The sequence below is a fragment of the Mesorhizobium sp. C264A genome, from assembly GCF_040324515.1.
Lineage (GTDB): Bacteria > Pseudomonadota > Alphaproteobacteria > Rhizobiales > Rhizobiaceae > Mesorhizobium.
This window is the reverse complement of sequence record NZ_JAMYVY010000001.1, coordinates 2860126-2879280: the sequence shown is the minus strand read 5'-3', so window position 1 is coordinate 2879280 and position 19155 is coordinate 2860126. Positions and strand designations below refer to the sequence as shown.

28 protein-coding genes, 1 pseudogene and 1 riboswitch are annotated in these 19155 nt (G+C 64.4%); of the genes and pseudogenes, 18 read left to right on the top strand and 11 right to left on the bottom strand.

Translation table 11 applies throughout. The features are described from left to right. Positions 1-137: 137 nt before the first annotated feature. The 5 genes from NKL04_RS14210 to NKL04_RS14190 all read left to right on the top strand — a co-directional run bounded on the left by NKL04_RS14210 (position 138) and on the right by NKL04_RS14190 (position 4375). Positions 138-584 (top strand): ArsR/SmtB family transcription factor, encoded by a 447-nt coding sequence (locus tag NKL04_RS14210; protein ID WP_023834732.1) that lies wholly within the window; start codon positions 138-140, stop codon positions 582-584. Continuing rightward, positions 581-1117, top strand: a complete 537-nt coding sequence (locus NKL04_RS14205; RefSeq protein ID WP_023684811.1) for an SRPBCC family protein — start codon at positions 581-583, stop codon at positions 1115-1117. The genes NKL04_RS14210 and NKL04_RS14205 overlap by 4 nt, the downstream gene beginning before the upstream one ends. A gap of 165 nt (positions 1118-1282) precedes the next feature. Further along, on the top strand, positions 1283-1864 hold the full coding sequence (locus tag NKL04_RS14200) for a dihydrofolate reductase family protein (protein WP_031209893.1): 582 nt from the start codon (positions 1283-1285) through the stop codon (positions 1862-1864). 237 nt (positions 1865-2101) lie between these two features. Continuing rightward, complete coding sequence (locus NKL04_RS14195; protein WP_023702933.1) at positions 2102-3055, top strand: EamA family transporter; 954 nt, start codon at positions 2102-2104, stop codon at positions 3053-3055. A 144-nt stretch (positions 3056-3199) separates the two neighbouring features. Then, positions 3200-4375, top strand: coding sequence for a hypothetical protein (locus tag NKL04_RS14190; RefSeq protein WP_023693873.1), 1176 nt, complete (start codon positions 3200-3202; stop codon positions 4373-4375). Between the two features lie 90 nt (positions 4376-4465). On the opposite strand, the gene NKL04_RS14185 is transcribed toward NKL04_RS14190, so the two are convergent. From NKL04_RS14185 to NKL04_RS14165, 5 genes are all read right to left on the bottom strand, one after another. Continuing rightward, complete coding sequence (locus tag NKL04_RS14185) at positions 4466-4558, bottom strand: hypothetical protein (protein WP_023689018.1); 93 nt, start codon at positions 4556-4558, stop codon at positions 4466-4468. Between the two features lie 73 nt (positions 4559-4631). After that, positions 4632-4730: a hypothetical protein gene (locus tag NKL04_RS14180; RefSeq protein ID WP_023684816.1), complete on the bottom strand. Its 99-nt coding sequence runs from the start codon at positions 4728-4730 to the stop codon at positions 4632-4634. Positions 4731-4789: 59 nt separating this feature from the next. Further along, positions 4790-4888: a hypothetical protein gene (locus NKL04_RS14175; protein WP_023670351.1), complete on the bottom strand. Its 99-nt coding sequence runs from the start codon at positions 4886-4888 to the stop codon at positions 4790-4792. 199 nt (positions 4889-5087) lie between these two features. Then, entirely contained in the window at positions 5088-5678 is a 591-nt protein-coding gene (locus tag NKL04_RS14170) for a DUF924 family protein (RefSeq protein ID WP_245271482.1), read from the bottom strand. 2 nt (positions 5679-5680) lie between these two features. Further along, on the bottom strand, positions 5681-6589 hold the full coding sequence (locus NKL04_RS14165; protein ID WP_023702930.1) for an SDR family oxidoreductase: 909 nt from the start codon (positions 6587-6589) through the stop codon (positions 5681-5683). Between the two features lie 111 nt (positions 6590-6700). Between NKL04_RS14165 and NKL04_RS14160 the strand changes: the two genes are divergently transcribed. Beyond that, entirely contained in the window at positions 6701-7666 is a 966-nt protein-coding gene (locus NKL04_RS14160) for a LysR family transcriptional regulator (RefSeq protein ID WP_023702929.1), read from the top strand. 27 nt (positions 7667-7693) lie between these two features. Here the strand turns inward: NKL04_RS14160 and dinB are convergent, their stop codons facing one another. Next, positions 7694-8935 (bottom strand): DNA polymerase IV, encoded by a 1242-nt coding sequence (dinB, locus tag NKL04_RS14155; protein WP_023702928.1) that lies wholly within the window; start codon positions 8933-8935, stop codon positions 7694-7696. 235 nt (positions 8936-9170) lie between these two features. Between dinB and NKL04_RS14150 the strand changes: the two genes are divergently transcribed. From NKL04_RS14150 to NKL04_RS14140, 3 genes are all read left to right on the top strand, one after another. Beyond that, entirely contained in the window at positions 9171-9407 is a 237-nt protein-coding gene (locus NKL04_RS14150; RefSeq protein ID WP_023689015.1) for a hypothetical protein, read from the top strand. Positions 9408-9557: 150 nt separating this feature from the next. Then, positions 9558-9965, top strand: a complete 408-nt coding sequence (locus NKL04_RS14145; RefSeq protein WP_023684822.1) for a heme-copper oxidase family protein — start codon at positions 9558-9560, stop codon at positions 9963-9965. A gap of 262 nt (positions 9966-10227) precedes the next feature. Next, a complete protein-coding gene (locus tag NKL04_RS14140; RefSeq protein WP_023693867.1) occupies positions 10228-10449 on the top strand; it encodes a hypothetical protein in 222 nt (73 codons plus the stop codon). Positions 10450-10469: 20 nt separating this feature from the next. Here the strand turns inward: NKL04_RS14140 and NKL04_RS14135 are convergent, their stop codons facing one another. Both NKL04_RS14135 and NKL04_RS14125 read right to left on the bottom strand, forming a co-directional pair. Further along, positions 10470-10700, bottom strand: a complete 231-nt coding sequence (locus NKL04_RS14135) for a hypothetical protein (RefSeq protein ID WP_023702926.1) — start codon at positions 10698-10700, stop codon at positions 10470-10472. Between the two features lie 140 nt (positions 10701-10840). Next, on the bottom strand, positions 10841-11167 hold the full coding sequence (locus NKL04_RS14125) for a hypothetical protein (RefSeq protein WP_023689014.1): 327 nt from the start codon (positions 11165-11167) through the stop codon (positions 10841-10843). A gap of 161 nt (positions 11168-11328) precedes the next feature. Here NKL04_RS14125 and NKL04_RS14120 point away from each other — a divergent pair, with 161 nt between their 5' ends. The 4 genes from NKL04_RS14120 (at position 11329) to NKL04_RS14105 (ending at position 12949) form a co-directional block, all read left to right on the top strand. Further along, positions 11329-11631 carry a hypothetical protein gene (locus tag NKL04_RS14120; RefSeq protein ID WP_023689013.1) on the top strand — a complete coding sequence of 101 codons (303 nt, stop codon included), beginning with the start codon at positions 11329-11331 and terminating at the stop codon, positions 11629-11631. A gap of 342 nt (positions 11632-11973) precedes the next feature. Further along, positions 11974-12303, top strand: a complete 330-nt coding sequence (locus NKL04_RS14115) for a DUF1236 domain-containing protein (RefSeq protein WP_023670359.1) — start codon at positions 11974-11976, stop codon at positions 12301-12303. 98 nt (positions 12304-12401) lie between these two features. After that, complete coding sequence (locus NKL04_RS14110) at positions 12402-12617, top strand: hypothetical protein (protein ID WP_023670360.1); 216 nt, start codon at positions 12402-12404, stop codon at positions 12615-12617. A 92-nt stretch (positions 12618-12709) separates the two neighbouring features. Then, entirely contained in the window at positions 12710-12949 is a 240-nt protein-coding gene (locus tag NKL04_RS14105; RefSeq protein ID WP_023702924.1) for a DUF2934 domain-containing protein, read from the top strand. A 156-nt stretch (positions 12950-13105) separates the two neighbouring features. Here NKL04_RS14105 and NKL04_RS14100 read toward each other — a convergent pair whose 3' ends face one another. Together NKL04_RS14100 and NKL04_RS32095 are read right to left on the bottom strand one after the other, a co-directional pair. Beyond that, positions 13106-13357, bottom strand: coding sequence for a hypothetical protein (locus tag NKL04_RS14100; protein ID WP_023684826.1), 252 nt, complete (start codon positions 13355-13357; stop codon positions 13106-13108). 265 nt (positions 13358-13622) lie between these two features. Next, the gene (locus tag NKL04_RS32095; protein WP_084568622.1) at positions 13623-14147 is read right to left on the bottom strand and encodes a GSU2403 family nucleotidyltransferase fold protein; all 525 of its coding nucleotides are present in this window, start codon (positions 14145-14147) and stop codon (positions 13623-13625) included. Between the two features lie 73 nt (positions 14148-14220). Continuing rightward, a riboswitch (TPP riboswitch) is annotated at positions 14221-14333 on the top strand. Between NKL04_RS32095 and NKL04_RS14090 the strand changes: the two genes are divergently transcribed. From NKL04_RS14090 to NKL04_RS14075, 4 genes and pseudogenes are all read left to right on the top strand, one after another. Then, positions 14324-14932, top strand: coding sequence for a YkoF family thiamine/hydroxymethylpyrimidine-binding protein (locus tag NKL04_RS14090; RefSeq protein ID WP_023670364.1), 609 nt, complete (start codon positions 14324-14326; stop codon positions 14930-14932). Its footprint overlaps the riboswitch before it by 10 nt. Positions 14933-15187: 255 nt before the next feature. Next, positions 15188-16030, top strand: a complete 843-nt coding sequence (locus NKL04_RS14085) for an ABC transporter permease (protein ID WP_023689011.1) — start codon at positions 15188-15190, stop codon at positions 16028-16030. Continuing rightward, positions 16027-16809 carry an ABC transporter ATP-binding protein gene (locus NKL04_RS14080; RefSeq protein WP_023689010.1) on the top strand — a complete coding sequence of 261 codons (783 nt, stop codon included), beginning with the start codon at positions 16027-16029 and terminating at the stop codon, positions 16807-16809. The genes NKL04_RS14085 and NKL04_RS14080 overlap by 4 nt, the downstream gene beginning before the upstream one ends. Then, positions 16806-17812, top strand: a pseudogene (locus NKL04_RS14075) (ABC transporter substrate-binding protein). Before NKL04_RS14080 ends, NKL04_RS14075 begins: the two are co-directional and overlap by 4 nt. 171 nt (positions 17813-17983) lie before the next feature. Here the strand turns inward: NKL04_RS14075 and NKL04_RS14070 are convergent. Beyond that, the gene (locus NKL04_RS14070) at positions 17984-18646 is read right to left on the bottom strand and encodes a LexA family transcriptional regulator (RefSeq protein ID WP_023689008.1); all 663 of its coding nucleotides are present in this window, start codon (positions 18644-18646) and stop codon (positions 17984-17986) included. Positions 18647-18726: 80 nt separating this feature from the next. Between NKL04_RS14070 and NKL04_RS14065 the strand changes: the two genes are divergently transcribed. Then, positions 18727-19101 carry a hypothetical protein gene (locus NKL04_RS14065; protein ID WP_023689007.1) on the top strand — a complete coding sequence of 125 codons (375 nt, stop codon included), beginning with the start codon at positions 18727-18729 and terminating at the stop codon, positions 19099-19101. Positions 19102-19155 lie beyond the last annotated feature (54 nt).

The window sequence follows — 19155 nt, the reverse complement described above, 5'->3', positions numbered from 1 at the left end:
AGCGCAAATTTCAGTCCATGCCAAAGCTATCTTAGCGCCTATGCCCACAAGGGGGAGGTAGGGGGCCAGCGCCTCTCCCCAAAAAACATTCAACCAACTAGTTGACTATCTAAAATCTCGCCTCTATATTCAACTACATGGTTGAATTAGAGACGCCCCAGATGGACCAGGTTTTTCACGCCCTCGGCGACGCCACGCGCCGGAACATGCTTAACCACCTCGCCGGCGGCGAGCGTACGGTGAGCGAGTTGGCGCAGCCCTTCGCCATGTCGCTGGCCGCCGCCTCCAAGCACATCAAGGCGCTGGAGCATGCCGGGCTGATCCGGCGCGAAGTGCGCGGGCGCACCCATGTCTGCCGCCTCGAGGCCCGCCCGCTGGCGACCGCCTATCAGTGGCTCGGCCAATACGCGCGTTTCTGGAACAGCCGCCTCGATGTCCTCGAACAGCTTATGCGCGAGGAGGCGGGGCGCAAAACGTCGACGACGCCGTCAACGCCGGCACCGGCAAATCCAGAACCATCCAAGCCGGAATCACCCAAGCCAGACACATCCAGGCCAACATCATCCGAGGGAGACGACCGATGAACCAGATGAACAGCTTCGACGGCTACGCCCAGCTGATCCAGCCGGCCACTTTGAGGATCGAACGGCTTTTGCCCGGAACCAGGGAGCGCGTCTGGGAATATCTGACGCAGAGCGACCTGCGCCGCCAATGGCTGGCGGCCGGCGACATGGAGATGGAGGAAGGCTCTTCCTTCGAGCTGGTCTGGCGCAACGACGAACTGACCGACCCGCCCGGCGACAGGCCGGCCAGTTTCAGTGGCGGCGAGCAGCGGATGCACAACCAGATCGTCGAGTGCGACCCGCCGCGCAAGCTCACCATCACCTGGAACGGCAGCGGCAATGTCACCTTCGAATTGGCGCAGCGCGGCGACGACGTCCTGCTCACCCTGGTCCACCGCCGCCTGCCGGACCGCTCGAGCCTGATGATGCATGCCGCCGGCTGGCACGTGCATCTCGACCTCTTGGTTGCCCGCGTGGCGGCCGAGAAGCCCGAACCGTTCTGGGACAGCTTTAGCCGTATCGTGGCGGAATACGACCGGCGCCTGCCGGCCTGACCTGACCTAACGCATCGCCCGGTCCAACCGGGCACCATCGATCCCTTGCGCCGGATGCCGGCGCAAGGGCCGGCGAAACACGCGCCTTCGCCAGACACCGCGGCGCGTCAGCGGAAGTGAAACCAGGCAACGTGCTTGCATCCCGCAAGCCCGAAGGAGGAAGTCATGCGTAAATTGATCACCGGAATGAAGATCTCCATCGACGGCAAGATCGAAGGCCCCGAAGGCTTCGCCGACTGGGTCGACAACTGGTCGGAGGAATACGGCCTGATGCCTGAGATCGACGCCTGCCTGCTCGGCGGCGTCATGTATGCCGGTTATGAGCGCTACTGGAGCGCGATCCAACAGAACGAGCCGGACCAGCCATTGCCGATGACCGGCAGACTGGTCGACCCGGCCGAACTCGAATGGGCGCGCTTTGCCGCGAAAACCCCGCACTATGTGTTGTCGAACACCATGACGACGGCAGCCTGGGCCTCCACGCGCTTGCTGCGCAGCCTCGACGACATCGCGGCGCTGAAGCGCGAGCCCGGCAAGGACATCTACCTCATGGGCGGCGCCCGCCTCACCGCCAGCCTGATCGAGGCGGGGCTAGTGGATGAAATGCGGCTCATTGTCTATCCGCTGCTCGCCGGCGACGGCAAGGCGCTGTTCGGCACGGTGCACGCCCGGCACGGACTGGAACTGCGCAAGGCCGAGGCGCTTTCGGATGGACGTGTGAGCCTGGTGTATCGGCTGGCGAGCTAGCCTCTTTTCCTCTCCCTCCGGAGGGGAGAGGTGGCGCCGCGAAGCGGCGACGGAGTGGGGGAAGGCGCTCATGAAACCCACGGTCGCCGCCTCCGGCAAGCAGGCAATCGGGCGGATGTGATGGACGGTCGACCCCCACTCCGTCGAGCTTCGCTCGACACCTCTCCCCCGATCGACGGGGGAGAGGAAATGCGTCGGCGTTCGCCTTCCACGTCTTGCCCCATCAACAGTCTGCCCGTGCCACACGACAGCCAGGCCTATTATCCATATCTCGGGCCAACGCTGCGGCGCACCGCGGAGGGACTGGAATTGACGTCGACGCAGATTGCCGCAGCTGAAGCGAAGGGCTTGCCGATCGGCGCGTTGCTTGGCGCCATGGTGTCGATCCAGATCGGCGCCACCTTCGCCAAGGGCCTGTTTCCACTGATCGGCGCCAATGGCACCACGGCGCTGCGGCTGGTCGTGGGGGCGCTGATGCTGGCGGCGGTGCTGAGGCCGTGGCGGGTGCGGCCGTCGCGCGCCGTGCTGCCCTGGCTCATCGCCTACGGCGTCAACCTCGCGGCGCTGAACCTGCTGTTTTATGCAGCGCTCGCCAGAATTCCGCTCGGCGTCGCGGTGGCGCTCGAATTCTGCGGCCCGCTGCTCGTGGCGACGCTGTCGTCGCGGCGCGCCACCGACTTCGTCTGGGTGGTGCTGGCCGTTGCCGGCATATTGCTGTTGTCGCCCTTCATCCACTCCGGCAGTGCACTCGACCCGATCGGCGTGATGCTGGCGCTGGCCGCCGGCGGCTGCTGGGCGCTCTACATCGTCTTTGCGCAAAAGGCGGGCGCCGAGCTTGGCAGCCAGACCACGGCTTACGGGCTGGTCATTGCCGCTGCTCTCGCCCTGCCGTTCGGCCTAGCCGAGGCGGGTACCGGCCTGATCGCACCCGCGATCCTGGTCAGCGCGCTGCTGGTCGGGCTGTTCTCCAGCGCCTTGCCGTTCTGGCTGGAGATGGTGGCGCTGACCCGGATGCCGGCCAGGCTCTACGGCACGCTGACTTGTCTGGAGCCGGCGCTGGGCGCGCTGGCCGGCTTCCTGTTCCTGCACGAGACCCTGAGCCCGCTGCAGTGCGCGGGCGTCGCCGCCGTGGTCGTCGCCGCCTTCGGCGCCGCGCTGACCACCAAGCCGCCGGTGCCGTCGCCGGAATAGTTGCCCGAGATGGGTATATGAGGCCGACGCCATGTCCGCCGGTCCCGTGTCCGGTTGCTCAAGCGCCTGCAGCATCGATATATGGATCGATGTATGTGCAGGAGATCCAGATGAGCAGGGCCGACAGCATTGCTTGAGCCGTCCGTGATCAAGGCAATACTCCTTGTCGGGTTCGCCGCTGTCGTTGCGGCTCTCGCCTGGCGGCTGGCGCGGTCTCGTCTCAGAGCCCGGCTTCGTGAAGATCCGGCCAACGACTACGCCGTGCGCCGGGACTGGTCGGGCAACCACGGCAAGCTCAATCATTCGTCCTTTGTCTATTTCGATGCCGATCGCGACGGCCGCTACGGGCTCGGCGACCGCCCGATGGCCGGCATCATGGTCAGACTGCATGATGGCGACGGCCGCTTCGTCGCCGCGGCGCGGAGCAACCGCGGCGGCTTTGCCAATTTCCTGGCGTCGGCGAAACGTCGGGCCGCGCCCATCCATGTGCCGGGCAGCTACCGCTTCACCGTGTCGGTTCCGCCCGGCTGGCGCTCCAGCAGCGCCAACGAGGTCCAGTCGCAGCACCTCCGGCCGCTGCCGGGCTCGCCCACCGGGCTGGCCTCGGAAGCAATGCTGCAGCCGGTCGGCCTGTTTGCGATACGCCGGCTCAGCGGCCGCGTAGCGGACGGTGCTTCGGCGAGCATCTCGGTGATGGCGAAAGGGCAAGAGGTGGCGGTGCATCCGCTAAGTGCTGGGGCTGGCTTCCGTCTCGATCTGCCCGATGACGCCGACGCGATCGAAGTCACCGGCGATGGCATGGAACGACGACTGGCCTTGTCCGCCTACCCGACCGAGCTCGGCCTGCTGTCGCCCGAGAACGCGGCTGTCGACAGCGCCGCGTCCTTGCAGGCCATCGGTTTCGACGATGTCACGACGCGCGGCCTGCGCAAGGTGCCGTCCGGTTATGCCGGGTTGACCTGGTTCAACCTGAACGCACTGGCGCGCGATCATACCGAAGGCAGCGAAGGCTACGTCAACGGCAATATCTCGGGAGACCATGTCTGCTATACGAGCAGCGGACACCCGGCCGAATTCTCGAGCGACAAACCGTTCGGGTTCCATTCCGTGATGCTGACAGCGGCATGGTTGAAGTCCGAAGGCGAAACCGCACTGGTCGAGAGCTGGCTTGGCGACCGGCTGATCGCCAGCGACACGATCGTCCTGTCGGCACTGGCGCCCGTCCACTATGCGCCGATGCTGGCGGCGGTGACGCGCGTACGCCTCTCCACGAGCCACTATTGGCAGCTAGTGCTCGACGATCTGGTGGTTGTGCGCTGAACGGTCCCGCCGCCTGCGGGAGATCATGCTCCGGAAACGATCAAGCCGCCCGACTCTGCCAGGAGGATCTCGATCTACCGGGGAACGAGTTTAGCCCGGAATAGGAGCAGAAGCGCCGTTCGCGGTGATCTGCGAGAGCTTGCCCTTTTTTACCAGCACTGGCTTGGAATAGGTCTTCCTCATTTTCCACTCTCCACGTCGGGCACCCAAAGCCCCGTTCCCGGCCAGACGGCACGAGGCGTCGGATAATCGGCTGCTAGACGGCGACCGGCCCGGAGCCGTTACCATTGTCGGCTGTAACCTGCGAGAGCTTGCCCTTCTTGACCAGCACCGGCTTCGAATAGGTCTTCTTCATGCCGCATCTCCAGTGTCAGGCGAGGCCGCCAGATCAGGCGACAGTCCGACTCAACGACTTCACTCGATCGGGCCGGAACCCGCTCCATTGGCGAGCGCCGTAACCTGCGAAAGCTTGCCTTTTTTGACCAGAACAGGCTTCGAATAGGTTTTCTTCATAGTGAATCCTCCAAGCTTACGCGATAATGCCAGACGGATCGGCACTGTCAACCTTCGCGGCGCCGTCGTCCCGCCCCGGGTTTTCTCGGTCCCGATGCACTAGATCATGATGAGATTTGGTTGCAATCTCATCATGATCTAACCCTTTGTTGGAGCATGATCTTTTCCAACAACCGGACCCGCTTTTTGGAATCATGCTCTAACCCGCAAATCCACCTTCATCGAGAAAGCGTTGTTCTTGGGCGTGCATGGCGCGACCGAGGATCGGGTTGCGGTGCGGAAAACGTCCGAAACGGCGGATGATGTCGCGGTGATGTTCGGCCCGCTTCAGGTCGGACGGGCCGATGTCGCGCGACAGCGCCACCGAGCGGTCCTGGTCGGCAATCGCTTCGGAATGCGCGAAGGGCAGCCCGAAGAACAGCCGCAGCGAGGGATCGACCATCCGCTGGAACCCGGCATCGATCGCCTCAGTAGCGATCGCGCGGGCCTTCGCGTCGCTGGCATACATGCGCGGCGTGTCGCGAAAGGCGTTGCGCGGGAACTGGTCGAGCAGCAGGATCAGCGCCAGAGCCCCGTAGGGCGTCGCCATCCAGCCATCGCAGTCGCCGCGCGCTGCGGCCTCATGCAGCCGCAGGAAGCGATCGCGAAACTCGCGGTCGAAGGCCGCATCCTTGGCGAACCACGCGGCAGGTCCTGCCTGCCACCAGAAGCCGACCACGGCGGCAGCGGCATCCGGCACATTCTTCCGGGCGGCGAGGCCGCCCGGTTCGACGGTTGCGATGGCGTCCATTGTCAGGCCGCCTTCGCATCGCCGGCCAGTGCCGCCCAGTCCAGCGCTCTTGCCCATTCGGCGAATGAGGTCGGCTTCACCGGCAGCAGACGGGTCGTCTGGCCGAGATCGACGGCAAGCACGGTCTGCTTCTGGCTGCGGATCCAGGCATAGCTGGCGGCAGTCTGTTCGGCGGCGTCCTTGCCGAGCATGGTTTCGAGCGCGGCGGCGAAGTCCGCCAGCGGCACCGGATAATAGCTGACTTCGCGGCCGACAATGCCTGACAGGATGACGGCCATCTCCGGTCCGGTCAGCGCCTGCGGCCCGCCAATGTCGAAGCTGGCACCGGCAAGCTCCGGATGCCGCAGCGCTTCGACCACGTAGGCCGCCATATCCTGCCAGGAGATCCAGGAGGTCTGGAAGTTGGCCGGCAGCGGATAGGCGAGGACGCCCTGATGCATGATCGCCGGCGCGCTCCAGGGCGCCGCGATATTGCTCATGGCCAGCGTCGGCTTGAGGACGATGGATGGCGGGCCGAACGTCTTGATGTAGTCGATGAGTTCGGCCTTGGCGTCCATCACCGTGCCGGAATGGCCCGACACATGGCCGCTGGTGTTGAACACCAGAAGCTTGACGCCGCCTTGCTGCGCCGCATCCGCAATGTTGCGGCCGTAGCGCAGAATCTCTTCAGGGCTTGCATCGACGGGCAGGGTCAGCGCCACCGCATCGACGCCGAGGCAGGCGAGGGCCAGTCGGCCGGGGTCGGCGAGATCACCGCGCACGATGTTGACCCCATCGCCGAACGGATCGGGCGAGCCCTTGCGTAACAGGACACGCACCGTGGCGCCGGCGGCGCGGCAAGCGCTGACAATGGCCGACCCTTGGGCGCCGGAGGCGCCGGTGACCAGAACCGAATTGGGAAAGTTTGGCATGGATTTGCTCCTCTCTGAATGAGTGCCGACGAAACCGGCACCACCGTCTTCGCGTCGAAGAAGGCATTCGCAACTTTACTCTGCTGAATCCAGTGATATGATTTCAGGAATATGCTGAACAAAATTGACCTGGCGCGCGCCGATCTCAATTTGCTGGTCTTGTTCCAGGCCATCATGGAGGAGCGGCATGTCGGTCGCTCGGCGGAGCGGCTAAACCTGTCGGCCTCGGCGGTCAGCCATGGCCTTGGCCGGCTGCGCAAGCTGCTTGGCGATCCGTTGTTCCTGAAGACGCCGCGCGGCGTCGTGCCCACCGACCGGGCAACGGAGCTTGCCGAACCGGTGGCCGAGATCCTGGCGCGGGTGCGCCGGGTGATCGCCAGCGCCGAGCCGTTCGATCCGGCCCGCTCGACGCGCCGCTTCACCATCGGTGCGCCGGATGCGGTGTCGTCCGTGCTCCTGCCGCCGCTGCTCGACCAGATCCGCTTTTTGGCCCCCGGCATCGACATCGGCATCCGGCAACTGCTGCCGCGCCAAGGTGAACCGTCGCCCACTACTGCCTGGAGCGACTGTGTCGCCGAACTCGAAGCGCGCGCCATGGATGTCGCGGTGATTCCGTTCGACGGCCTGCCGGCACGCTTCACCGTCGACAAGCTCTATGAGGAGGATTTCGTCGTCGCCATGCGCGCCGGCCACCGCTTCGCCGGCGATCCGTGCCTCGACGCCTATTGCAGCGTGCAGCATATGGTCGTCTCGAACAATGGCGATCCGAACGGGTTTGTCGACAGGGTGCTGGCTGAACGCGGCCTGTCGCGTCGCGTCGCGCTGACTGTCCCCAACTTTATGTTCGGACTGGCCGTGCTTGCTCAGACTGATCTGATATCGGCCTATCCGCGCCGGTTCCTCGCCATGTATGGCGGCCGTTTCGGTGTCGTCGGCGTTGATGCGCCCATCCGGCTCGGCCACTTCAACATCAACAGCATCGTGCCGAAGGTTGCGCTGATGGATGCGGGCTTGGCCTGGCTGGTCGGCCTGCTCAGGCAGACCGGAAATGCAGCACTATCTTCGGGTGCGGCGTAAGCATTGGCCTGGCCGTCGCGGCGGTGCTCAAAGCTCCTTTTCCGCCAGTTCGCGGAAGGCATCGGGAACCGAGCGCCGGGCTTCCAGCGCCACGGCGCCATAGCCGACAGCCTCTCTGCCAAAGCGCTGGCGGATCTTGTCGATGGCGCGGTCGGCGCCAAAGCGCGCCAGGCCTTGCCTGCTGCCGGGCCGCTGCTTTTCATCGGCAAGCCCGAGCGGCAGCTCCAGCTGCAGCTCGGCACTTTCTTCCAGCTGCGACACCGAGATCGCCAGCAGCGAGATGGTCTTCTCCCGAGGGTTGGCGGCCAGCACGCCGCGCACCAGCTCCCCGGCGATTTCGGCCAGCATCGCGGTTGCCGAAATCGGCTGCTCGAGCGTCAGCGAGCGTGTGACAGCGTGCAGATCGGCGAAACGCACGCGCACCGTCACCGTGCGCCCGGGCCGTGATTTCGCCCTGAGCCGGCTGGCGACCCGGTCTGCCAGATGCAGCAGGACGGGTCCGAAGATACGCGCCTCGGCCGGCCGTCTGCCAAGCGCCGACTGCGCGCCGGCGGAATGCGACCGCCTGTGGGTTTCGAGCTTTCGCGGGTCGCGGTTCCATGCCAGCGACGACAGCTTTTCGCCGGCGGCGGGCCCGAGCAATCTTCGCAGCGCCCCACCATGCGTCTTTGCCAACTGGCCGATGGTCTCGATGCCGATCTCGGCCAGCCGCGCTCTGGTCGCCGGGCCGACGCCCCACATCAGCCCGACCGGCAGATCATGCAGGAAGGCAAGTTCGGTGTCCGGATCGACCACCACCAGCCCGTCGGGCTTGGCCACCTGCGAGGCGATCTTGGCCAGATGCTTGGTGCGCGCCACGCCGATCGAGATCGGCAGGCCGAGCTCTGCCCGGACGCGCCGACGCACCGTGGCGGCGATCTCGGCCGGCGGCCCGAACAGATGCGTGCAGCCGACGACATCGGCAAAGGCTTCATCGATGGAAATCCGCTCGACCAGCGGCGTGAAATCGTCGAGCACCTTGATGGCGGCGTCGCCCAGCCGCTGATAGTCGGCGAAATGGCCGCCGACGAAGATCAGTCCGGGGCAAAGCTCGCGCGCGCGTCGTCCGGGCATGCCGCCGCGCACGCCGAAAACCCTGGCTTCGTAGGAGGCGGCAAGCACGACGCCGCCGCCGACGGCGATCGGCTTGCCCCTGAGCGCCGGGTCGAGCAACTGCTCGACCGAGGCGTAGAAGGCGTCGAGATCCGCATGCAGGATGGTGGGCTCCATCCCGACCGTTCCCTTTGCGGCGTTGCAGCATTAGCCGCGTCTGTTGTGATAGGCGTTTATGCCGAACAAATAGAGAACAAACAGGGCCTATTGTCAAGCGAAGCGGTTGCCGCCGGCCGGTCCGTTCCAAGGTCGGGCTGTCGAGTGCTCCGCCTGGGCATCGGTACCTGCGGAACATTGTCTCTAGCCTCAGCGTTCATATCCGCGACGGGACGCTGTTTTTGTGGAGGCCGGTATGGGCCAGTTCGAGATGATCGACCTCGTCAGCGTCGTTGACGCCTGCACGAGCGATCGCGTTGCCGGGCACTGCGTGTCAATGGCCAGGGCGGTAGAGGAGTTGCGAGTGCTGACCGGTGATTTCGTATCGCCGGACGAGACGGTGGCCAACGCGCTGTCGGCAGTGGCGCTGGGGCGCGGCTGCGCGGTGGTGTTCGACGAGCGAGCGGGCGCCGACATCTTGCTGACGCCGTAGCGCGGCGGCGCCGGGTTGTGGCAGCCAGAAAAGTCGAACAGCGTGCAAAAAGCTGTGCAGGCATGGCCCCATAACCGGGGCGTGGAAAAGTTCTGCGCGTGGGTGTATTCTCCAGGTCGCGGTCGCAGACCGCATAGGGGGAGAAATGACATGCCGAGGGTTTCAGAACTCTTTTTCAAAACTGCCATCTTGTTCCTGATGTTGGGGATTGCGGCCGGCCTGCAGATGGCGATCTCGGGTGACCACGCCGCTTTTCCGGCGCACGCGCATATCAATCTGCTCGGTTGGGTGACGAGCGCCATCTTCGGCGGCTACTACGCGCTCAATCCGCAAAAGGCGGCGCGTCGCATCGCCATGATCCACTACGGGCTCTACACACTCGGCCTGGTGATCATGCTGCCGGCGCTGTATGTGATGCTGCAGGGAAACCCGGCGCTTGAACCGATCGTCGCCGGCGGCTCGCTCATCGTCGCCGCTGCCGTTCTGGTTTTTGCTTTCGTGGTGTTTTCGCCCGAAACGGCGCGCTCGGTGTCCGGCGTGGTGCCGGCTTCTCGCTGACTGTTCGCGCAGCGATCAAGTCCGACCCGCGTTCGCGACCCGCGACACGGGTTGGCCAGCCCGATGGACAGCCGCTGGTTTGCGGTGTCTACCGCCGCGTGGGCGCTTAACATACCCGAGTCCCACCACGTATTATTTCGTGACTATTTGGCGCCGGAACCTTCCCAGATATCGCGCGTTGCGGCGACTGTATTCGCGCTGCCTTATATATAGGCAGACTTGAGTACGTCCACAGCATGGGTTGGGGGAGGAGCAGGCCACCATGTCGAAAAGAGAAATCGGAACGTCGGCCTCACTGGGCCGACGCATCGCCGATCTGAAAGCCAGGATGCGAGACGCCAGCGTTACTGAACACGAGATGCAGACCTTCCAGAAGGTCGCAGCCATCATGGGAGGTGTCGAAGGCTCCCTACGCCTCGACGCCGACGACCTGATCGCGGCGTCCTTCGTCACCGAGGCGCTCGGCGATCCCGGGTCGAATTGAAGGTCAGAGCCCGTCGGCACTCAAGTGCCGGCGGTCGATGGCCCGGTTCGCAGCGCCGCGATGCCGGAGCGTGTCTGCACCGCCCGCGGCGGGGATTTCTTGCGCACTTTGAAGATTTCAGGCGAGCGGCCTCGACGGCGCTTGAAATATTGGGCTTCGCGTTCGTGCTTCTCGGCTGCTTCTCGGCTGTCGAAGGTGCCGAGATTGTCGCCGTCCAGCCCTTGACCACAAGGGCTAAGCCAAACCGCCAAGGCGCCTTAAACGAAGGATCCGGCCAGCCGGATCCTTCGAAATATCGCGATGCTCCGGCATCGCCTTCAGCTCATACTTGGTCCAACTGGTGACGGCGTGGACGTCCCGGGAAACCTCTCGAAAGTCCGCGGTCGCTGCCTTACACGTCGTCGAACGGGCCGCCGCGCCTCGCCAGGTCGTGACCAATGGCGGCTTCCTCGGCGTCGTCGGGCAAGGCATCGTCACTGTCTTGGTAGGGGTTGTCGTCATCCTCCTCGGGCAGTTCGCCTTCCTTCTCGACACCGGTGGTGTCCGGCAGGCTTTCCTCATCTGCTCCGTCGGGCAGGACCGTTGCGCCACGCAGCGCATCCCAATCCTGCCGACCCGGCGTCGGCGCTTCCACTTCATCATTGGCGATCCTGTCGCGGGCATCGTTTTTGCTCGGTGGCGCCTCGACCTCGTCATTGGGTTTTCTGTTTCGTTCCATGATTGCCTCCTCTGGGCGGCTTAGCGTCGAGAAGGTGGAACTCACTTCCGGCTGCCAGGTTCCAGCAACCACTCCAGCTTCAGTGGAACCAATTGCCGCCAGTCTGCTTTGCCAAGGACTAGTCTGCTTTGCCAAGGTGATGAATCCAGAGGAGCTGGACCATGAAGACTTTCCCCCTCATCCCATGCGTGCTGCTCTTGGCGCTGGTCGACCCGGCGGCCGCGCAGGACAATAGCGACCAGCACGGCCCTGCCGCGCCTTGCCAGGCGCAGCCTCAGGACGATGGTCAGAAGCCGCCGGCCGCCAATGGCGGTGGCGAATCGTCCAGCACGCTCGGTCCCTGCGGCGGCGTGCTGCAGCCGCCGCCCAGTGGTGACCAGGGTATGACGCAGCCGCCGCCGGATCAGGGCAAGACGCCGGTGATCAAGCCTGGCGAGGTGCCTGCGCAGCCGCCGAAGCAATGACCTTTGCTTGAAACTTCACGGCGTGGCACGAAGGCGGTCGGTTCCGGTCTTGGCCGGGCACGACGCGGTCACCGGATCAATGCCGGCGCCGGCCGCGATCGCCACCGGAATTGGAGCCGTGCATCGTCCATGTCGAAGGTCTCCTGAGGGATTGTGCTTCAATGCGAATCTTGCGGGTGCGGGTTCTGCTGGCATGACCGGAAGCCGATCAATTTAGTCTCCGCTTGCGGAACAAGACCGTACCGGCTGCGTTTGCCTCCAGGAGCCCGCCACCTCGATCTGCGCTGTTTTCGCCTCATGCGGGAACACGGCGGAGCTCGCCAACAACGACAGGAGACGAAGATGAAAACCATCCTTATTCCCGCCGTCGCCGGGCTCGCCATGATCGCTGGTATCGGCATTGCCGCCGCCGACGAGGTCATCGTCACGCAGCCGGCACAGCAGCAGGTGATCATCACCCCGGAACAGCGCACGGTCGTGCACCAATACGTAAAGAAACATCCGCTTGCCTCGGTCAATTTGCTCGGCGTCGAATTGAATGTCGGCACTGCCTTGCCTGACACTGTCGAGCTGCAGGAGGTTCCCGACGTTCAGTACAGATACGCCGTCGTCGACAACCATACCGTGTTGGTCGACCCCAGCACGCGCAGGATTGTCGAGGTGGTCGAGTAACGCTCGACAACCTAACCATTCATCGGTGATACGGCCCTGTCGTTCTTCCCAAAAGGGCGGCAGGGCCGAATGACGAACATGATGAAAGGAGAATTGCCATGTTGCCGCATGTCGAGACCCCGAACTCCGCCAATGTTGCGGCGTGTTGCGACAAGTTGCTGGCCGAGCGCAACACGGCGCTGTTATCGATGAAGGAAGCGATCGCGCTCCTGCGGGAGCGCACCGGCACCGATCGTTCGGATGCCGACCTCGCCGGGCTGATCGTCAAGAAAGCGGCGCTGCTCGGCGTTGCGGTGATTTCCGACCCGCGCTGAGATGTCTCGTCACTCAAGACGCCGGTCGAATTTTCGGCTAATGTTTTCGTGGAATCTGGACCAACCGACCGGACCCAACCACGGAGGCTTAAGTGACGGACGACAAACAGGACCGCATTCGCCAGCGCGCGCACGAGATCTGGGAAAAGGCCGGCCGGCCTGAAGGCGCGCATCAGGAACACTGGGAGCAGGCCACGGCTGAAGTCGATGGCGCGGTCGCCAAGCCCAAAAAGGCGGCGAAGAAAGCTGACGCCAAGCCCGCCAAGGCAGCCGCCAAGCCAAGGGCGGCGAAGCCTGCCGCCGCAAAGTCCGGCAAAGCCAAATCGAAATAAGGCCAGAAATAAGGCCAGTCGAAATAAAGCAAGGCCGGAATTCGCTGGCCGGGGCCATCCTTGGCGCCCGCCGTTCAGGCGCGCCCGAGCCTCTCAACCTGACGAATTGCGCCTGCGACGGGCAGCGCAATTCCTTGTGTTTGGCGACAGGCGCCCTCATGCCTCCCAGGCATAACTCGACAGCGCAAAGCGAATGCCGGCAGCTGTCATGGCCAGTTCGCATTCGGTGATCTGGCGCAGGTGGCGCAGATAGCGCGTTACAGTCTGTGGCAGCCAGCCGGCGCAGGCCTCGACATAGGCGCGGCTGTGAACAAGGGTGCCGGTCGACAGCCTCTCGTCCTTCTCGGCAACGACTTTCAGATATTGGCGGATGAAGCGGATGTCGTCGGCGATGTCTTGGCTGGCCATTCGCCAAGCCCCGGCGAGGCGTTCGCACTGATCGAATGACAAGGGCAACAAAGGGGGCGGCAATAAAGGCGGCGGCAACAAAGGCGGCGGCAACGACGGGGGTGACAGCAAAGGCCGAGAGAGATCGGCGAAGGCAACATGGTTCGCTGTGCTCAAGGACATTCCTCTCTGCGAAAAGAGATATCGTACTTTATGTACGAATAAGCGTCAAGCCAATTTCGTACGGTTGGGACGATGGAAATGAATATAGCAGCGGTCGCTTCAGCTAATCCCGCATCGTGAATCCTTCAGGAGTCGCACCAATTTCGCGGAGGGATTTCCCCAGGATGGTGTGACTGTTTTCCCTCGTGGCGGCGTCGAACAGGTTCAAGCCGCCCCGGATCGTCTCGCGCCAGTTTTCGCCCTTGTCCCACGCTTCCATGAAGGCGAAGGCAAGGTCGTCCTGGCGACGCGTGGCTTCGAGCGCTTGGGTCAGCAGGCGCGCTTGATGGAGATCCTTCTCCCGCTTGGCGCCAGCGCTCGGCCCGCGTCGCGAGGCGACGATCAGCTTGTGGATGGCGTAGCGCTGGGGCGAGGGGACCAGCACAGGCAAGCCCGAGCGATGCAGGAGCACAGTCCGGATGGGGTCGCGGATAAGGAAATCCAGAAACCGTAAGGGCTGCGCGGAGTCTCTGCCGTTTTTATAATTACGTTTATCAGCTTGAATTTCAACGCAGTTATAAGAAGTTCGTGGAAACGTTATAACGCAACGAACTGACGAGTCGTCTGTTAACGCCCGGGCGCCCGGCACGTCTGGCCCAAAACACTTTCCCGCAGTGCCTCAACAAACGGCTTCCCCAATGCCGCGAACGGTGCTTTAACCCGCCCATCCACAGGGGTGCTCCGTATCGTCGGGGCTGAGATGAGGGCGGCAAGCCTTCGGACCCTAAAGCTGATCTGGATAATACCAGCGGAGCGAGGCGGGCGATGTTTTCAGGCGCACAGATTTCCCTTTATCCCATGACCGACGATTTCGTCGGCGTCATCCTCGGCGCGCTCGGCGCGCTCGATCCCTGGCGCGACCGGCTGCGGATCGAAACCGATGACATCTCGACCCTTATGGTCGGGCCGCCCGAGGTGCTGTTTCCCGCCATGCGCGACCTGTTCGTCGCGGCGGCCAAAAGCGGCAAGCACTGCGTGCTTTCGGCGGCGGTCTCGCGCGGCTGTCCGGGCGAGCCCGACGATCCGATCTGCCGCTCCGACGAGACCGGCGGCCCCGCCATTCCGCTGGACGAGCGCAAGATCGCCGCGATCCGCGCTGTCCAGGCCACGCCGTCGACCGGCCAGCCGGTGGCGGCGCAGTTCTCGCTCTACGTTATGGGCACGGGCGACCATATGGACGAGATCTACGGCTGCATCGATTTCCTGAAACAGTCCGGCGTCTTTGAGCGCTCAAAGAACTTCTGCACCAAATTGCGTGGCGATGCCGGTGCGGTGTTTGCCACGCTCAACGAGGCCTTCTGCCGCTTCGGCCCCGGCGCCGGCCACGTCACCCTCGACATCACGATCTCGGCGAACAGCCCGAGCGCCGTCTGAGCCGCGGCTCAAGCGTCGTTCCTTGAGGATATTGCCGTGGCTGGTTTATCTGACCCATTGCGTGGAGGAGATGCCTCTGACCCCTCAGCACAGAGAGGAGGGGAGCCATTGGCGATTGGCGAAGACCGCGATGCCCACGAATCTCCCCCCTCGAGCAGGAGATGGCCGGCAGGCCAGAGGGGGTCCCAGCGCGTGGAGCGCCGACGTCCTTTTCGCATCGGCAAGGCGTGGGCGCTCTATGCGAGACGACCCCCTCTGTCGCCTTCGGCGACATCTCCCCCTCGAGGGGGGAGATTAGCCGCAGCCATCGCCAAGACCATCCCCGCCGCCTGCGCCTCCGCCCTGCTCCTCGCGGCGTGGGAGCTCTACGCCCGCTATGGTGGCGCTGCGCCCACCATGCTGCCGGCGCCGTCGCGCGTGCTGCAGCAGGCCTGGGAGCATCGCGCTGCCCTTGCCGACAACACGCTGCCCACCATCCGCGCCACATCAGCAGGCTTCGCCTGCTCGTTGGTCGCTGCCTTCGTGCTTTCGGCGCTGGTCGATTTCTTGGCCCCGCTGCGCCGCGCGCTGTTTCCGCTGCTGATTGTCAGCCAGACCTTGCCGCTGGTCGCGATTGCGCCGCTCATCGTACTGTGGTTCGGCTTCGGGCTGATGCCAAAAATCTTGCTTGTGGCGCTCGTTACCTTCTTCCCGATGATGGTGGCGCTGGTCGAGGGTTTTGCCGCGACCAGCAAGGCGATTTCGCAGATGCTCGCCACCATGGGGGCAGGGCGCTGGCGCATCTTCTGGCTGGCGCGCCTGCCTTCGGCGCTGCCCTATTTCTTCGCCGGGCTGCGCATCTCCATCACCTACGCCGTCGTCGGCGCGATCTTCGCCGAATATGCGGGGGCGGCGAAGGGGCTGGGCATCTACATGCTCAATGCCAAGAACAACTTTCGGCCCGATCTGGTGCTCGCCGCGGTCGCCGTCAGCGCCGCGCTCACGCTTGTCTTGTTCGCCATTGCGGTGCTCGTCCAGCGCTTCGCCATGCCTTGGGAGAATGCAGGGAGCGAAAGCCGCGACGGCAAGGTTGAAGCTGCAGAAGAGAACCGTCAATGACGCGGCTCGAACTCCGGGACATCAGGAAGAACTTCGGCGCGCTTGAGGTGCTCGCCGGCATTTCGCTTCATGTCGCGGCCGGCGAGTTCGTCTCCATCCTCGGCCCTTCCGGCGCCGGCAAGTCGACGCTGTTCCAGTTGCTGACCGGCGCGCTGAAAGGCGAGGGCGACATGCGCTTCGACGGCGCGCCATTGCAGGGCAGCCCCTTCGCCTTCATGCCGCAGCGCGACGCGCTGATGCCGTGGCGGCGCGTCATCGACAATGTGACGCTGGGGCTGGAAGTGCAGGGTCTTGGCCGCAAGGCGGCGCGCGAACGCGTCGCGCCGTTGTTCGCTGAGTTCGGCCTTGCCGGTTTCGAGCGCGCCTGGCCGGCCGAGCTTTCCGGCGGCATGCGCCAGCGCGCCGCCCTTTTGCGCACGGTGGTGCAGCAGCGCGACATGCTGCTGCTCGACGAGCCCTTTGGCGCGCTGGATGCACTGACCCGCGCGGGTATGCAGCGCTGGCTGGAAGGCATGTGGCAGCGCCAACGCTGGACGGCGCTGCTGATCACCCATGACGTGCGCGAAGCCGTCTACCTCTCCGATCGCATCTATCTGATGTCGGCGCGGCCGGCCCGCATCATCGGCGAGATTGCCGTGCCGCTGCCGCGCCCGCGCACCACCGGCAGCGATGCCGCGCGCCAGGCCGCCGCGCTCGAAGCCGACATCCTCGACACGCTGCTCAATCCCGGGACTGACCGGCCCTCGTTCCCGCAGACCGCTCAAAGGAGTTTTTCATGACCGAATTCACACGCCGGCAGGCTTTGCTGCTGACGCTGGCTGCCGGACTGCCGCTTGCCTCTCGCGCTCATGCGGCTACGCAAAAAATCACCGTCGCGCTCGACTGGACGGTCAACACCAACCATGTCGGCCTGTTCGTTGCCCGCGACAAAGGGTTCTACCACGAGGTCGGGCTCGATGTTGAGATCCTGCCCTATGGCGATACTGGCGGCGGCACGCTGGTCGCCAACCGCATCGCCGATTTCGGCATTGCCGGCGTCGGCCTGTTCACCCAGCGGGCTGCCGGCGCCGATCTCAAGGCGGTCTACGCCGTGGTCCAGCAGGAGACCGGCCGGTTGGTCTTCAACGCGGATCGCGGCGAGATCAAGAGTCCCAGGAATCTCGACGGTCTGACCTATGGCGGCTTCGGCAGCGCCTGGGAAAACACGCTGATCTCGACCATCATCCGCCACGATGGCGGCAAGGGCGTTTTCGAGACGGTGACATTAGGCACCTCGGCCTATGAGGCGCTGGCCAACGGCTCGGTCGACTTCACGCTGGAGGTCTCGACCTGGGAAGGCGTCGCTGCCGAGCTGAAAGGCGTCAGGCAGCGCGGCTTCCGCTACGCCGACTACGGCGTGCCCGACGAGCACACTACCTTGATCGCCTCCAGCAATGCCTATCTCCAGGCAAACCCGAAGGCCGCATCGGCCTTCGTCGAGGCAACGCGGCGCGGCTACCAATTTGCCTGCGATCACCCGCAGGAAGCCGGCGATCTGCTGATGGCTTCCAACAAGGATGCGCTGACCGACCCGGCGCTGATCCACGCTTCGCTGAAGATGCTCGTCGACGGGCATTTCTTGCGCAGCCAGGACGGCGTCATCGGCACCATCGACAGGGCCAAGATCGAGGCGATCGGTACCTACCTCTTCAGGGCCGGCATATTGCTCGATGGCGATGGCAAGGCTCTGAAGGAGAAGCCGGATTTCGGGGGTATTTTACGAACGAGTTTTTGGGAGCGTAATCTCCCCCCTCGAGGGGGAGATGTCGCCGAAGGCGACAGAGGGGGTCGGTACGTCCTGACGCGACTTCCTATCGCGGACAGAGGACGTCAGCGCCTTACGCGCGGCGACCCCCTCTGGCCTGCCGGCCATCTCCCCCTCGAGGGGGAGATTGCGCCTCACCGCCTTCTCCCTCACATATCGATCATCGAGCGCTTCACCCGGCCGATGATGGTGATGGCGCCTTCGAGCGCCGGCGGCGGGATGTCCATGTAGGAGGCCGGCTGGAAGGGCGGGTTCTCGTTGGGGCGATAGCGCTTGTAGGTGGCCTGGCCGCTTTCGTCCGAAATGACATAGCAGCCATTGGTCACCAGCCGCTTGTCCCTGAGGTTGACGAAGATGATCGAATCCGGTGGCGAGATCTTGTTCATCGACGGGCCGTCGACGCGCAGCGCAATCCATTGGCCCTGCTCCAGATCGGTGGTGGGGATGGTCGGATAGTCGCTGAGATTGACCACCATGTCCTGGCTGCCGAGTTCGCCGGCGCTGATCCATGAGACGATGGGCACGTCGACGGTGGCCAGCGACGGCATCGGGATCTGCCGGCCCGACTCGTCAAAGCCGAAATGGCCCCCCGAAAGGCTGCCGCCGTCGCCGTTGAACAAGAGCCAGCCGGGATCGACGCCGAACAGGCGGCCGTATTTCTCCGCCGCCTTGCGCGACAGCGGCCGGTTGCCGTTCTCGTGACTGATCAGGGTGTTCTTGTTGATGTCGCGCAATGCCCGCGCGGCGTCGCTCGGCGAGGCATAGCCCGCCTCCGCCCGCGCCTGCTGCAATCTGTGCCTCGGTTCCTGCATCGTACAAATTGCCTGAAATTTATCGTCCAATGTGTACGATTTCGCTTGCGTACGTTTCGTACATATCGTACGCTTAGCGCATGATCGAACAAATCGCAAGCGTTTCCGCAGACATCCTCAGCTTTCTCCCATCGTCCGGGCTGTCCTCCTCCCCGGTCCGGACGCAAACCGGGGCTTCTGCCCCGGATCCGGTCGAACCGTCGTCCCCCCGATCGACCGGAACGGCCGGAGCCGCTCCTCTCCCGGCTCCGGCCACCTCTTCAGCCCATGGCGCCGCCGGCGCGCCAAGGGCTGTCTCCGGCGGGCAGGGTATTTCCTGCATCCGCACGGAAGATGGCACCGTCATCCTGTTCGACCGGCTGACGGGCAGGGCGGTTTCCGCCCTCACCAAAGCGGCCGCCGAAGCCGCCTTGCGGCATCTCGCCGGCTCGCTGCCGGCCGCCAGTATCGGCTGACCGCACCGACCATCCGCTCTGATTTTTCCCGTGGGCCCTCGGGGCCGGCGCTCG

Bases quoted from the DNA above. Each gene is read 5' to 3' on its own strand.
- NKL04_RS14210 (WP_023834732.1), top strand. From the start codon at position 138: ATGGTTGAATTAGAGACGCCCCAGATGGACCAGGTTTTTCACGCCCTC.
- NKL04_RS14205 (WP_023684811.1), top strand. From the start codon at position 581: ATGAACCAGATGAACAGCTTCGACGGCTACGCCCAGCTGATCCAGCCG.
- NKL04_RS14200 (WP_031209893.1), top strand. From the start codon at position 1,283: ATGCGTAAATTGATCACCGGAATGAAGATCTCCATCGACGGCAAGATC.
- NKL04_RS14185 (WP_023689018.1), bottom strand. From the start codon at position 4,558: ATGAGGAAGACCTATTCCAAGCCAGTGCTGGTAAAAAAGGGCAAGCTC.
- NKL04_RS14180 (WP_023684816.1), bottom strand. From the start codon at position 4,730: ATGAAGAAGACCTATTCGAAGCCGGTGCTGGTCAAGAAGGGCAAGCTC.
- NKL04_RS14175 (WP_023670351.1), bottom strand. From the start codon at position 4,888: ATGAAGAAAACCTATTCGAAGCCTGTTCTGGTCAAAAAAGGCAAGCTT.
- NKL04_RS14170 (WP_245271482.1), bottom strand. From the start codon at position 5,678: ATGGACGCCATCGCAACCGTCGAACCGGGCGGCCTCGCCGCCCGGAAG.
- NKL04_RS14165 (WP_023702930.1), bottom strand. From the start codon at position 6,589: ATGCCAAACTTTCCCAATTCGGTTCTGGTCACCGGCGCCTCCGGCGCC.
- NKL04_RS14160 (WP_023702929.1), top strand. From the start codon at position 6,701: ATGCTGAACAAAATTGACCTGGCGCGCGCCGATCTCAATTTGCTGGTC.
- dinB (WP_023702928.1), bottom strand. From the start codon at position 8,935: ATGGAGCCCACCATCCTGCATGCGGATCTCGACGCCTTCTACGCCTCG.
- NKL04_RS14150 (WP_023689015.1), top strand. From the start codon at position 9,171: ATGGGCCAGTTCGAGATGATCGACCTCGTCAGCGTCGTTGACGCCTGC.
- NKL04_RS14145 (WP_023684822.1), top strand. From the start codon at position 9,558: ATGCCGAGGGTTTCAGAACTCTTTTTCAAAACTGCCATCTTGTTCCTG.
- NKL04_RS14140 (WP_023693867.1), top strand. From the start codon at position 10,228: ATGTCGAAAAGAGAAATCGGAACGTCGGCCTCACTGGGCCGACGCATC.
- NKL04_RS14125 (WP_023689014.1), bottom strand. From the start codon at position 11,167: ATGGAACGAAACAGAAAACCCAATGACGAGGTCGAGGCGCCACCGAGC.
- NKL04_RS14120 (WP_023689013.1), top strand. From the start codon at position 11,329: ATGAAGACTTTCCCCCTCATCCCATGCGTGCTGCTCTTGGCGCTGGTC.
- NKL04_RS14115 (WP_023670359.1), top strand. From the start codon at position 11,974: ATGAAAACCATCCTTATTCCCGCCGTCGCCGGGCTCGCCATGATCGCT.
- NKL04_RS14110 (WP_023670360.1), top strand. From the start codon at position 12,402: ATGTTGCCGCATGTCGAGACCCCGAACTCCGCCAATGTTGCGGCGTGT.
- NKL04_RS14100 (WP_023684826.1), bottom strand. From the start codon at position 13,357: ATGGCCAGCCAAGACATCGCCGACGACATCCGCTTCATCCGCCAATAT.
- NKL04_RS14090 (WP_023670364.1), top strand. From the start codon at position 14,324: ATGTTTTCAGGCGCACAGATTTCCCTTTATCCCATGACCGACGATTTC.
- NKL04_RS14080 (WP_023689010.1), top strand. From the start codon at position 16,027: ATGACGCGGCTCGAACTCCGGGACATCAGGAAGAACTTCGGCGCGCTT.
- NKL04_RS14070 (WP_023689008.1), bottom strand. From the start codon at position 18,646: ATGCAGGAACCGAGGCACAGATTGCAGCAGGCGCGGGCGGAGGCGGGC.
- NKL04_RS14065 (WP_023689007.1), top strand. From the start codon at position 18,727: ATGATCGAACAAATCGCAAGCGTTTCCGCAGACATCCTCAGCTTTCTC.